At 65.7% G+C, this 12,661-nt stretch carries 11 protein-coding genes; 3 read left to right on the top strand and 8 right to left on the bottom strand.

Going from position 1 to position 12,661, the window contains the following annotated elements; genetic code table 11:
- Window positions 1-34: 34 nt before the first annotated feature.
- The 7 genes from fba to def all read right to left on the bottom strand — a co-directional run bounded on the left by fba (window position 35) and on the right by def (window position 6,581).
- The gene (gene fba, locus HTY51_RS17190; RefSeq protein ID WP_174253870.1) at window positions 35-1,099 is read right to left on the bottom strand and encodes a class II fructose-bisphosphate aldolase; all 1,065 of its coding nucleotides are present in this window, start codon (window positions 1,097-1,099) and stop codon (window positions 35-37) included.
- A gap of 107 nt (window positions 1,100-1,206) precedes the next feature.
- On the bottom strand, window positions 1,207-2,640 hold the full coding sequence (gene pyk / locus HTY51_RS17185; RefSeq protein ID WP_174253869.1) for a pyruvate kinase: 1,434 nt from the start codon (window positions 2,638-2,640) through the stop codon (window positions 1,207-1,209).
- 111 nt (window positions 2,641-2,751) lie between these two features.
- Window positions 2,752-3,945, bottom strand: a complete 1,194-nt coding sequence (locus HTY51_RS17180) for a phosphoglycerate kinase (protein WP_174253868.1) — start codon at window positions 3,943-3,945, stop codon at window positions 2,752-2,754.
- Between the two features lie 88 nt (window positions 3,946-4,033).
- Window positions 4,034-4,381, bottom strand: coding sequence for an AzlD domain-containing protein (locus HTY51_RS17175; RefSeq protein ID WP_174253867.1), 348 nt, complete (start codon window positions 4,379-4,381; stop codon window positions 4,034-4,036).
- Window positions 4,378-5,112: an AzlC family ABC transporter permease gene (locus HTY51_RS17170; protein WP_174253866.1), complete on the bottom strand. Its 735-nt coding sequence runs from the start codon at window positions 5,110-5,112 to the stop codon at window positions 4,378-4,380. Before HTY51_RS17170 ends, HTY51_RS17175 begins: the two co-directional genes overlap by 4 nt.
- A gap of 3 nt (window positions 5,113-5,115) precedes the next feature.
- On the bottom strand, window positions 5,116-6,075 hold the full coding sequence (gene fmt, locus HTY51_RS17165; RefSeq protein ID WP_174253865.1) for a methionyl-tRNA formyltransferase: 960 nt from the start codon (window positions 6,073-6,075) through the stop codon (window positions 5,116-5,118).
- Window positions 6,072-6,581, bottom strand: a complete 510-nt coding sequence (gene def / locus HTY51_RS17160; RefSeq protein WP_174253864.1) for a peptide deformylase — start codon at window positions 6,579-6,581, stop codon at window positions 6,072-6,074. Before def ends, fmt begins: the two co-directional genes overlap by 4 nt.
- Window positions 6,582-6,765: 184 nt before the next feature.
- Between def and HTY51_RS17155 the strand changes: the two genes are divergently transcribed.
- The 3 genes from HTY51_RS17155 (at window position 6,766) to HTY51_RS17145 (ending at window position 9,781) form a co-directional block, all read left to right on the top strand.
- Window positions 6,766-8,070: a LysM peptidoglycan-binding domain-containing protein gene (locus HTY51_RS17155; RefSeq protein WP_174253863.1), complete on the top strand. Its 1,305-nt coding sequence runs from the start codon at window positions 6,766-6,768 to the stop codon at window positions 8,068-8,070.
- 24 nt (window positions 8,071-8,094) lie between these two features.
- Window positions 8,095-9,213 (top strand): DNA-processing protein DprA, encoded by a 1,119-nt coding sequence (dprA, locus tag HTY51_RS17150; RefSeq protein WP_174254328.1) that lies wholly within the window; start codon window positions 8,095-8,097, stop codon window positions 9,211-9,213.
- Between the two features lie 70 nt (window positions 9,214-9,283).
- Complete coding sequence (locus tag HTY51_RS17145; RefSeq protein WP_174253862.1) at window positions 9,284-9,781, top strand: DUF494 family protein; 498 nt, start codon at window positions 9,284-9,286, stop codon at window positions 9,779-9,781.
- A gap of 64 nt (window positions 9,782-9,845) precedes the next feature.
- Here the strand turns inward: HTY51_RS17145 and HTY51_RS17140 are convergent, their stop codons facing one another.
- Window positions 9,846-12,653 (bottom strand): DUF1631 family protein, encoded by a 2,808-nt coding sequence (locus HTY51_RS17140; RefSeq protein WP_254606922.1) that lies wholly within the window; start codon window positions 12,651-12,653, stop codon window positions 9,846-9,848.
- Between the last annotated feature and the right edge of the window lie 8 nt (window positions 12,654-12,661).

Genomic DNA, 12,661 nt, shown 5'->3' with positions numbered 1-12,661 from the left:
GGCCTGCAATTATCGCAAGAATGGGATCGCTGTCTTAGTTCACCAGCTGGGCCAGCTCGCCACGGGCGTATTTGGTCGCCATGATCTGCAGGCCCTGGCCCTTGATCTTGGCGCCCTGGCCTTCGCAGCCGAATTCCAGGTAACGGGCCTTGCAGACCTGTTTGGCGGCTTCGCGTGCCGGCTTGAGCCATTCACGCGCATCGAACTTGTCCGGGTTCTCGGCCAGGAACTTGCGCACCGCGCCCGTCATGGCCAGGCGGATGTCGGTGTCGATGTTGATCTTGCGCACGCCGTGCTTGATGGCTTCCTGGATTTCCTTGACGGGCACGCCATAGGTTTCCTTCATCTTGCCGCCGTACTGGTTGATGAGGGCCAGCAGCTCCTGCGGCACGGAGGAGGAGCCGTGCATCACCAGGTGGGTGTTGGGAATGCGCTTGTGGATTTCCTTGACGCGGCTGATGGCCAGGATGTCGCCGGTGGGCGGGCGGCTGAACTTGTAGGCGCCGTGGCTGGTGCCGATGGCAATGGCCAGGGCATCGAGCTGGGTGGCCTTGACGAACTGCGCGGCTTCCTCGGGGTCGGTCAGCATCTGGCTGTGGTCCAGCTTGCCTACGGCGCCAATGCCGTCTTCCTCGCCGGCGTCGCCGGTTTCCAGGTTGCCCAGGCAGCCGAGCTCACCCTCGACGGTGACACCGACCTTGTGGGCCATGTCCACGACCTTGCGCGTGACGTCCACGTTGTAGGCGAAGTCGGCCGGGGTCTTGCCGTCTTCCTTGAGCGAGCCGTCCATCATGACCGAGCCGAAGCCCAGGTCGATGGCGCCCTGGCAGATGGAGGGGCTCTGGCCGTGGTCCTGGTGCATGACCAGGGGAATGTTCGGGTAAGCCTCGACGGCCGCCTGGATCAGGTGCTTGATGAAGGCTTCACCGGCGTACTTGCGCGCACCGGCGCTGGCCTGCAGGATCACGGGGGCGCCGGTTTCCTTGGCGGCCTCCATGACGGCCTGGACCTGCTCCAGGTTGTTGACGTTAAAAGCCGGAATGCCGTAGCCGTTGGCTGCTGCATGGTCCAGCAGCTCGCGCATCGAGACGAGTGCCATGGTGGTATCCCCAGGGAAGTTGGTAACTGGTCGGTAACTGCCACCAATTTTACCCGCTCCCCCGCTGGGGTGAACACCGCCGGCGCCGCCCCAAGGCGCGAGGATACTTAACTGACCTTGCAGATCTGCAGCATATTGGTGCCGCCCGGGGAGCCCATGGGTTCGCCGCAGGTGATCACGTAGATGTCGCCGCTTTTCACGATGCCCCGGTCCTTCAGGTGCTTTTCGGCCTGCTTCAGCGCGGTGTCGCGGTCGGCGCTGGTGTCCATCAACAGCGGGCTGACGTTGCGGTACAGCGTCATCTTGCGCTGGCTCGCCACCTTGGGCGTCAGGGCGTAGATGGGAATGTGGATGCGGTGGCGGCTCATCCACAGGGCGGTCGAGCCTGAATCCGTCAGCGCCACGATGGCCTTGGCGCCCAGGTGGTAGGCGGTGAACAGCGCGCCCATGGCGATGGACTGGTCGATCCGCGTAAAACTCTTGCCGCTGAAGTCGGCATCCAGCTTCACCTCTTCGGCGGCTTCGGCGGCCACGCAGATGGCGGCCATCTCGACCACCGTCTCCAGCGGGAACTTGCCGGCCGCGGTTTCGGCCGAGGTCATCACGGCATCGCTGCCGTCGAGCACGGCGTTGGCCACGTCGCTCACCTCGGCACGGGTGGGCATGGGGTTGTTGATCATGGACTCCATCATGTGGGTCGCGGTGATCACCGTCTTGTCCATCTCGTGCGCCATCTTGATCATGCGCTTTTGCAGCGCCGGCACGGCGGCATTGCCCACCTCGATGGCCAGGTCGCCGCGCGCCACCATGATGCTGTCGCTGGCGCGCAGGATTTCCTCGAGCTTCGGAATCGCCTCGGCGCGCTCGATCTTGGCAATCAGGTAGGGCTTGTGGTTGTACTCCGCGGCGGCCACGTTGCAGAGCTGGCGCGCCATTTCCATGTCGGTGGCGTTCTGCGGGAAACTCACGGCCACGTAATCGGCCTGGAAGCTCATCGCGGTCTTGATGTCCTCCATGTCTTTGGCGGTCAGGGCTGGAGCGGTCAGGCCGCCGCCCTTCTTGTTGATGCCCTTGTTGTTGGACAGCTCGCCGCCCATGGTCACCGTGCAATGCACGGCCTCGCCCTTGACGGCATCGACCTGCATGGTGATCAGGCCGTCGTTGAGCAGCAGCACGTCGCCGGCCTTGACGTCGCGCGGCAGCTCCTTGTAGTCCAGACCGACGGCATTGACGTCACCCAGCTCGGTACGGGTGGCGTCAAGCACGAATTTCTGGCCGGTCTTGAGCTGCGCCTTGCCTTCGGCAAACTTGCCGACCCGGATCTTGGGGCCCTGCAGGTCGGCCATGATGCCCACTTCGCGGCCGGCGCGTTTGGCGGCCTCGCGCACCAGACGGGCGCGGTCGATGTGGTCCTGGGCCTTGCCGTGGCTGAAATTGAGCCGGACCATGTTGACCCCGGCACGGATCATCTGTTCGAGCAGGGCCGGATCGCTGGAAGCGGGGCCGAGGGTGGCAACAATCTTGGTCTCACGACGCGTCATGTATCAGTCTCCTTTGTAACTTAGTTTCTATTTTGACATGAAATTAGTTACATCGGAACAACAAGATGAAACGGCCCCAGCGGGGCCGTGGTGCAGGGCGCCGCCGATGCTTCAGCCCCGGGCGCGTTGCTCCAGGATCTCGAAGGCCGGCAGGGTCTTGCCCTCCAGCACCTCCAGGAAGGCGCCCCCGCCGGTAGAGATGTAGCCCACGTCCTTCTCGATACCGTACTTGGCAATCGCCGCCAGGGTGTCGCCACCGCCGGCGATGGAGAAGGCGCTGGACTGGGCAATCGCCCTGGCAATCTCCTTGGTGCCGTTCTCGAAGGCCACGAACTCGAACACGCCCACCGGGCCGTTCCACACGATGGTGCCGGCCGCCTTGAGTTGTTCGGCCAGCTTCTTCGCGGTCTCGGGCCCGATGTCCAGGATCAGGTCGTCGGCTTCCACCTCGGTGGCCTTCTTGATCGTGGCCTTGGCATCGGCCTTGAACTCCTTGGCGGTCACCACGTCCACGGGGATCGGCACTTCAGCACCCCGGGCTTTCATGGCTTCGATGACGGCCTGGGCCTCCTTGAGGAGGTCGGGCTCGGCCAGGCTCTTGCCGATCTTCAGGCCGGCGGCCAGCATGAAGGTGTTGGCAATGCCGCCGCCCACGATGAGCTGGTCGACCTTGTCGGCCAGGGATTTGAGGATGGTGAGCTTGGTGCTGACCTTGGAGCCGGCAACAATCGCCACCAGGGGGCGCTTGGGCGCGCTCAGGGCTTTGCCGATGGCATCCATCTCGGCCGCCAGCAGGGGGCCGGCGCTGGCGACCTTGGCGTACTGGGCGATGCCGTAAGTACTGGCTTCGGCGCGGTGGGCGGTGCCAAAGGCGTCGTGCACGAAGATGTCGCACAGGGCGGCCATCTTTTTGCCGAGTTCTTCGCTGTTCTTTTTCTCGCCCTTGTTTAAACGGCAGTTCTCCAGCAGCACGAGTTGGCCGGGGGCCACGCTGACGCCGTCGACCCAGTTGGAGATGAGCGGCACCTCACGGCCCAGCAGTTCGGCCATGCGCCGGGCCACCGGGGCCAGGGAATCCTCAGGCTTGAATTCGCCTTCGGTGGGGCGGCCCAGGTGGGACGTCACCATGACGGCGGCACCGGCATCGAGGGCCATGCGGATGCAGGGCAGGCTGGCGCGGATGCGGGTGTCTTCGGTGATGTTGCCCGCATCGTCCTGCGGGACGTTGAGGTCGGCGCGGATGAACACGCGTTTGCCTTTGGCCTGGCCCTGCTCGCACAGGCTCTGGAAGCGGAGGAAGTTCATGGGGATCGAGGCTGAAGTAAAAAAGCGGAGTGCCGATCATGAAACCGGCTTGTAACCTGCAATTTTAGAGGCTGCGCTGTCGCGCGCCTTACCAGCCCAGCCCCAGGCGCAGGGGCAGATAGACCGCCATGCCGACCACGATGGTGCCCAGCATGGCCCAGGCACTCTTTCTGCGCCAGAAATACCAGCCCCCGCCGGCCGCCACGGCAAACAGGCGCGCATCCTGGAAGGTCTGCACCAGGTGGCCCTGTGTCATCACGATCTCGGGCACGATCACCGCCGAAAGCGCCGCAATGGGTGCGTACTGCAGGCCGCGCTGGGCCCAGTGCGGCAGGCTCCAGGGTTTGCTGGAGATGAAAAAGAAGGAGCGCGTGATGACGGTCACCGCGGCCAGGCCCAGGATGACCCCCAGGGTCCAGAAGTCGGTTTCCTTCATCGTGTCGCCTCCCGTCGGAACGGCGGGGTTTTCTCCAGCAGCAGGCACAGGGCCACGGCGGCGGCGATGGCCACTACGATGTTGAGCTTGAAGGGCAAGGCAAAAGCCGCCACCGCCGCTGTCCCGGCCAAGCCAGCCGAGACCAGGCGCAGTCGGCTGCTGGCCAGTGAGCAGCCCACGCCGAGCAGGGCCAGGATGCCGGCGAAACCCAGGCCCCAGTGCGCAGGCACGGAGTGCGCCAGAAAGATGCCCAGCAGGCTGGCCACCTGCCAGCTGCTCCAGTTGGTCGCGCAGCCGCCCATCAGGTAGGCCAGCTGGGTCTGGCGCTCCGCGGCGGTCTGCGGCGGCTGGTGGAAACGCTTGGTGAACATCACATAGCTGATGTCGGCCGTGACGTAACCGGCCAGCAGGCGCCAGCGTCGCGGCAGGTGCATGAGGTAGGGCCGCATGTGCGCACTGAACACCACGAAACGCAGGTTCACGCAGAAACCCGTGGCCCAGATCACGAGCACGGGCGCGCCGGCCGCGATCAGCGGGATGGCCGCCAGCTGTGAACTGCCGGCGTACACCAGCAGGGTCATGGCGATGGACTCGGCCAGGCTCATGCCGGACTTGACCATGGCCACGCCGGTCATCATGCCCCAGGCCGCCAGGCCAGGCGCGACCGAAAGCATGTCGCGCATGCCCAGGCGGAATTCGGGGTGCCGGACGATCTGGTGCACGCTGCTCATGCTTCAGGTCCCCAGCACAGCCCCTGGTGGCAGATCAAACCCACGCAGGAAATCGGCTGCCGGCAGGCGCTTGCCGCCGGCGCGTTGCAGCTCGGTCAGGCGCAGCACGCCCTGGCCACATGACACGGTGATGCCCTCGGGACCGGCCGCCAGCACCGAGCCCGGCACCTGTGCACTGGATGACCCTTCCTCGGCGCGGCCCTGCCAGAGCTTGATGGACTCCCCCTGCCAGACCGTTGCCGCACCGGGAAAAGGGTAAAAAGCGCGGATGCGGCGTTCGATCACTGCCGCGGACCCGCTCCAGTCGACGGCCGCTTCCTGCTTCTCGATCTTGTGCGCGTACGTCACGCCCTCGGCCGGCTGCGCCACCGGCTGCAGGCGACCACCGGCGAGCAGCCCCAGCGCCTCGACAATCAAACGGCCGCCTATTTCGGCCAGCCGGTCATGCAGGCTGGCCGTGGTGTCGGTCGCCGTGATCGGCAGGCGCTCCACCAGCAGCATGTCGCCCGTGTCCAGCCCCGCGTCCATCTGCATGATGGTGACCCCGGTCTCGGCATCGCCCGCCTCGATGGCGCGGTGGATGGGCGCCGCGCCGCGCCAGCGCGGCAGCAGCGAGGCATGGATATTCAGGCAGCCATGCTTGAAGGCATCGAGCACCCACTGCGGCAGGATCAGGCCATAGGCCGCCACCACCATCACGTCAGCCCGGGCCGCCTCGATCGCCGCGCGCGCCGCAGCCGCTTCCTCGGGGTACTTGCCATCCAGACGCAGGCCGTGCGGCTGGGCCACGGTGATGCCATGTGCCAAAGCAAACTGCTTGACCGGGGAGGCCTGCAGTTTCATGCCGCGGCCAGCAGGCCGGTCCGGCTGGGTCAGGACCAGGGGAACGTCGAAACCGGCCGCATGCAGCTTCTCCAGCGCCACCCGCGCAAACTCGGGCGTGCCGGCAAAAATGACCCTCAACGACGCTCCTCGCGCTGGGCCTTGAGCATCTTGGTCTTGATGCGGTTGCGCTTGAGCGGCGACAGGTACTCCACGAAGACCTTGCCCAGCAGGTGGTCCATCTCGTGCTGGACACAGACGGCGAGCAGGCCATCGGCCTCGATCACGCGCTCCTTGCCTGCGCCGTCGAGCGCGCGCACGTGCACGCGCTCATGGCGCTCGACACCGTCGTAGATGCCGGGCACGGACAGGCAGCCCTCGTCGTTGACTTTCATCTCCGGGCTGGCCCAGACGATCTCGGGGTTGATCAGCACCAGGGGCTGGTCGCGCCCTTCGGAAACGTCGATCACGATCAGGCGTTCATGCACATCGACCTGGGTGGCCGCCAGGCCGATGCCGTGCGCCTCGTGCATGGTTTCGAACATGTCGGCAATCAATTGCTTGATGCGTGCATCCACCGTCTGCACCGGCTTGGCCACCGTGTGCAGGCGTGGATCGGGAAAAGTGAGGATAGGTAGCAGTGCCATAAAAAAGCTCGTCGATGTCGCTATTTTCGCCACTTTTGGCGCGCGAGTTTGCAACAAAGTTCAGAAAACATTGCCCAATCAAGGGCTTGGGCGCAAAATCGTGCGTGATTTATTAAGTTTCCGGGTACGGCGGACGGCCAGTCCGCGCCTGGATTGAGCTGGGGGCAATGTGAAACAGCAAGACATGACGAAAAGCAGCCTGAGGGTCAGTGCCCGTATTTCCACCATTGCGGCCCTGGGCCTGGGTGGCCTGCTGGCCCTGCCCGCCTGGGGCCAGAAATTCCCCAACCTGCCCATCAGTTCCGAGCAGACCGCCACGGCACAAAAAGTGGCCCAGGCCGGTGTGCCGCTGTCCGAGTTGGCGCCTGACGCACCCGATACCTATGTCATCAAGTCCGGTGACACCCTGTGGGCGATTTCCAGGATGTACCTGCGCAGCCCCTGGCGCTGGCCCGAGCTCTGGGGCATGAACATTGAAGAGATCCTCAATCCGCACCTGATCTATCCCGGCCAGACCCTGTACCTGGACAAGCGTGATGGCCGCGCCCGTCTGACCGGTACCGCACCCGGCACCGAAGCCGGTGCTGCCGTCACCACGGGCGAAGGTGGTGCGCCTGCTGCAACCAGCACTGCCAGCACTGGCAGCAGCCGCGAGGGCAGCGGCGGTATCGAAACCGTGCGCCTGTCGCCGCGCATCCGCTCCGAAGCCGCGCGCACCCCCCTGACCACACTGCAGACCCGCGATATCGAAGCCTTCCTGGCAGAACCCCTGATCGTCGAGGAAAACGAGTTCCAGACCGCACCGCGTATCGTGGCCGCCGGCGAAAACCGCGTCATCATCGGCCGCGGCGACCGCGTCTATGCACGCGGCCCGGCCACCGCCCCCCTGCTGGATGACCAGCAGAAGCTCAAGCAGTACCGCATCTTCCGCAACGCCAAGCCGCTCAAGGACCCGGACAGCGGCGAGGTCCTGGGCTACGAAGCCGAGTTCCTGGGCAAAGCCGCGCTGGTGCGCAGTGAGGGCAGCACGGAAATCGCCTCGGCCGATGGCAAGGTCAGCACCGCGCTGGTGCCGGCCACCATCGACATCACTTCGGCCAAGAGCGAAATGCTGGCCGGCGACCGCATGGCCCCCGAGCCCGAGCGCGAATTCCTCAGCTTCACGCCGCGGGCTCCGGCTGGCGCTGTCAATGGACGCATCGTCTCGATCTACGGCAGCAACGTGGTGGCCAATGCCTCGCAGAACCAGGTGGTAGTCATCAACCGCGGCAAACGTGACGGCATCGAAAGCGGCCATGTCCTGGCCATCCTCAAGGACGGCCAGCAATTGATCGACAAGACCGATGCGGCCCGGCCACTGATCAAGCTGCCCAATGAGCGCAACGGCCTGCTCATGGTGTTCCGCACCTATGAGAAGCTGTCCTACGCCCTGATCCTGGACATCAACGACAGCGTGCGGATCGGCGACCGGCTGGCCTCACCGCAGTAAACATCCGTGGCGGCGCACGACGCCATGGAACGCGATGAACTGGGCGCCTGGCTGCGCCTGACACTCACCCCCGGCCTGGGCAACGAAAGCGCGCGCCGGCTCTTGTCCGCCTTCGGCCTGCCAGCCGCCATCTTCGAACAAGCCCCGGCCGCGCTGCAACAGTTGCTCAAACCGGCACAGGCGCAGGCCTTGCAGCGCGAACCCGATGGCCTCGCGACCCTGCTCGACAGCACCTGGACCTGGCTGCAGGAAGCGCCCCGGCAGCGCGCGCTTGTCCCGCTGGGTGATGCACGTTACCCGGTCTCGCTGCTCGACATCGAGGATCCGCCCCTGCTCCTGTATCTGACGGGCCGTCTCGACCTCGCCTTGGCACCCGGACACAGCCTGGCCATCGTCGGCAGCCGCAACCCGACCCCGCAGGGCGTCTTGAACGCCCGGCATTTCGCCCAGGCTCTGGGCCAGGCCGGCCTGACCATCGTTTCCGGGCTGGCCTTGGGTGTCGATGGTGCGGCCCATGAAGGCGCGCTGGCCGCTGCTGCCCGGGCCCCGGATCGCCTGGCGACCGTTGCCGTGGTCGGCACCGGCCTGGACCGGGTCTACCCCAAAAGCCACCACGCGCTGGCGCACCGCATCAGCGAACACGGCTGGATGGTCAGCGAATACCCGCTGGGCACCCCGCCGCTGGCGGCCAACTTCCCACGCCGCAACCGCCTGATCGCCGGCCTGTCGAACGCCACCCTTGTGGTGGAGGCGGCCCTGCAGTCCGGCTCGCTCATCACCGCAAGACTGGCAGCCGAGCAGGGCAAGGATGTTTTTGCCATTCCGGGCTCCATCCACGCCACGCAATCACGCGGCTGCCACGCCCTGATCCGCCAGGGCGCCAAGCTGGTCGAATCGGCACAGGATGTGCTCGAAGAATGGCCCGGCAGCGCCACGTCCGTCGCGCCTGTGGCTGTCGACACCGGCGAGGATGCAAACCCCCTCTTGCAGGCCATGGGGCTGGACCCGGTCAGCCTGGATGCCCTGCTGGAGCGCACGGGTATGGACATCTCAGCCTTGCAGGCCGGCCTGATGGCCCTGGAACTTGCCGGCCAGGTGGCACGCCTGCCCGGTGGCCTGCTGCAGCGCCTGGTACGTGCCTGAGGCACAACAGCACCGGCAAGACCCGCAAATTCGAGGCTTGCCCTGGCGCTTTCTGCGCTATATTGAAGCCATGTTTGAAGTGCTTGTGTACGTGTACGAAAACTACTGGCGCGGTGATGCCTGTCCCGAACTGCCCCAGCTCGAACGCAAGCTCAATGCCATCGGCTTCGACGCCGACGAGATCCGCGATGCGCTGCTCTGGCTGGATGGCCTGAACCTGGCCGCCCAGAGCACGCTCTGGCTGGATGCGGCTCCGGCCAGCCCCCCCGAAACCACGCTGCCCAGCTTCCCGGCGACGGACAGCATGCGCGTGTATTCGGTCGCCGAGCAAAACCATCTGGGCGCCGAATGCCTGGGTTTCATCAGTTTTCTTGAATCAGCCGGCGTGCTGCCGCCGCCCATGCGCGAGGTCATCCTCGACCGGGCCATGGCGGTGCCGGGCGAGCCGATGGCCCTGGACGATCTGAAGATCATCATCCTGATGGTGTACTGGAGTTTCGGCGAAGAGCCCGACACGCTGGTGCTCGACGAACTCTACGACGACAGCGCCGAGCGCATCGCGCACTGACGCTGGCAAGCGCCGGTTCTGTTTTCATCGCTGAAACAAAAGGCCCCTCCCGGGGCCTTTTGTTTCAGGTGACCAGCCGCTCCGGATTGGCTTCCAGCCGGGTCAGCGCCTCGCGCGTGGCGCGCACGGTCAGTGTTTCCTCTTCCTGCGGCAACAGCAGGCCAGCCTGCAGATAGGCGGCCAGCCGGCCGGCCTGGATCAGGTAGCTGTGGCCATCGCTGGAAGCAAACAGGTTCAGGTGCTTGCGGTCACTGCGCCAGACGAACTGCACCTGGTTGACCTTGCCGTTGTGATCCAGCGTGAACCAGGAGCCCAGCTGCAGTTCCTGCGCCCAGGCCACCATGGCCGGCGTGGGCTTGGAGCCGCCATTGGTCACCACGTCAATGGTGGACGCATCGATGCCCAGCATCATCTCGATGCTCTCGGCGTCCAGCGGCAGATCGCCCAGCCCGTCCTCGCTCACGAAGTCTTCCAGGTTGGCCAGGCGCTGCGTCATGGCATCGATCTGCGCCTGCGGGATGGCCTGGGTCTTGGACATGAAGGCATCGGCCATGGTGTCGCTGACGATCTTGATGTGGGCGTCCTGGTCGGTCGGCGACATGCCCAGCAGGTTCATGCCCGAGCGCAGGCGCTGCAACAGCTGCGGCAGGTCCTGGATGACACGCGCGCGGTCATTGCGGTTGGGTTTGGCACTGGCTGACCAGACCAGATCGGCGGCGGCCTTCTTCAGGGCCACGGTCTCGCTGTCCTTCGGACCCTTGCGAACGGCCGACACCGCCAGCACCTCGGCCCAGACCTTGAACAGGAAGGTGCGGATCTCGTCACGCACCGGGATGTCCTTGAGCATATTGCGCAGCTCGATGGTGTACTGGATCGCCAGTGTTTCCTTCTGCTCGACCTGTTGCGCGACGCTCACCACCTTCTGCGTTTTTTCCTTGCCGGTCAGGAACTTGGCCAGGAATTTCTGGAATTCGTCGTAGACGATCTGGAAGACACGCTTGCCGGTTTCCGGATACTGCTCGATGACCTGCACGATGCGCTTGATCTCGGCCTCCAGCGCGCCGCCCGTGATGCTGCTCGCCTCGAAACCCATGACGCAGGAACCCATGCGGTCAATCAGCTGGCGCGCCGGATGGTTGATGGAGCCAAAGAAATCCGGATCGGACAGCGCCACACGCAGCACCGGCATCTGCAGCCGGGCAAACCAGACGCGGATCGTCGTGGGAATGCGCTCTTCGGCCAGGATGGCCTGGAACATCAGGGCCACCATCTCGATGATGGCCTTCTCGCTCTTGGTCTCGGCCTTTTTCTTGAGCTCGTCGGTCTTCTCGCGCAGCTTCTCGGCTACCTTGACCACACCCGCCGGGCTGTAGTCCTCGTAGACAGTGCCCGTTCCACCACCACCGGCCCCACCGCCATACTGGGGCCGCTCGGCCATGGCCGCCGCCAGCGCCGGTGAGGGCGGGTGCGCCGAGGTCGCCGTGAAGTCGCCGCCGCCCTGACCCACCAGCAAGCGCTTGAGCTGGCCGAACATGCCCTGGGCGCGACTGCGCGTGCGCGCCAGCGGCGTGGTCTGCGTCATCAGGCGCGTCTCTTCATGCGCGCCGCCGAAATTGGATGGGGTTCCCTGCGCGGCCAGGGCCTGCTGCATCTGGGCCGGCGTCTGTCCCAGCGCGGAAGGCGCCGAAGCCGCCCCCCCCGCACCGGGGGGCGGGACCGGCGCGAGCCGTCCCGGTGTGACGGGGCCGCCGGCATCGTCCCAGCCCAGGCGGCCGCCAAAAAGATTGCCCGCACTGCGCCCGGCAGGCCCAGCACCCGCCGGCCCCTGTGGCATCGCTGCCGGCTGACCGGGATACCCTGCCTGGGGAGCACCGGCGGCGGGCATGCCGCCTCCCATGCGACCGGGCGTCGGCTGGCCAGGATAGGCCGCTGGTGCTGGGCCGGACATGCCTGCGTGCCCCGGCTGACCGGGGTGGCCTGCAGGCCCCGGCGGCCCCGGCGGCCCAGGGGCGCGCGCCATCGGCATGCCGCCCAGAGGGGTCGGCGCCGACACCGGCTGACCGGGATAGCCGGAGGCCGGTCCATACGCCCCGGTCGATCCACCCCAGCCCGCGTCTGCCCCGCCGGCATCCGCCTGGAACTGAGAATCGGGCAAAACAGAATCGGGACCCCCACCGCCGGCCGATGGCGGGCGGCGCCCCACGGCCGCGCGCTTGACGCGGTCCTTGAGGTCGATGGTGGGCATCACGCCCTGCTGGATCAGGAATTCATTGCCGTTGGCATAGGCCGCCTTCAGCTTTTCGATGAGGTTCTTCTGCACCACATCGTTGACCATGGGCCAGGACTCGCGCGGCATGCCGCAGGTCGTCCACTGCTCGATCATCAGCAGGATCAGGACCTCGGGCCGCAGTATGTCGTGCCCCTCGAGATCGTCGCGGTTTTCCAGCGTCTTGACGCGCACGCGCAAATCATCGAGATCGCTGCCCATCTTTTCCACCACGGCCAGCACCAGACGGGAAGCCAGGATCTTGTTCTCGACCGCATCGGTGCCCACCAGGGACAGGCCGCCATCCCCCTCGAGCGAGAGATCGTCCTTCTTCTCGGATTTTTTGGTGGCCGGCGACTTGAGCGACTCCTGCCAGACCTTCATGGTGCCGTCGATCCAGGGCCCGCGCTGCTTCTGGAACAGCATCCAGGCATCACGCCGGTTCTGCATGTCCCGGGTCGTGCCCTTTTCGTTGAGCAGCGTGGTCAGGCGGTCCTGGACCACCCCCCCCAGTTCAAACAGGATCTTCTCCGCATCACCGAGGAAACGCTGGCGCACCTTCTCCGCCAGCTGCATGCGCTGCATATAGGAGAGCTGGGTCGCCATGGTGCCGG

This window comes from Rhodoferax sp. BAB1 (assembly GCF_013334205.1).
Classification (GTDB): domain Bacteria; phylum Pseudomonadota; class Gammaproteobacteria; order Burkholderiales; family Burkholderiaceae_C; genus Hylemonella.
This window is presented reverse-complemented; position numbering and strand designations above follow the sequence as displayed.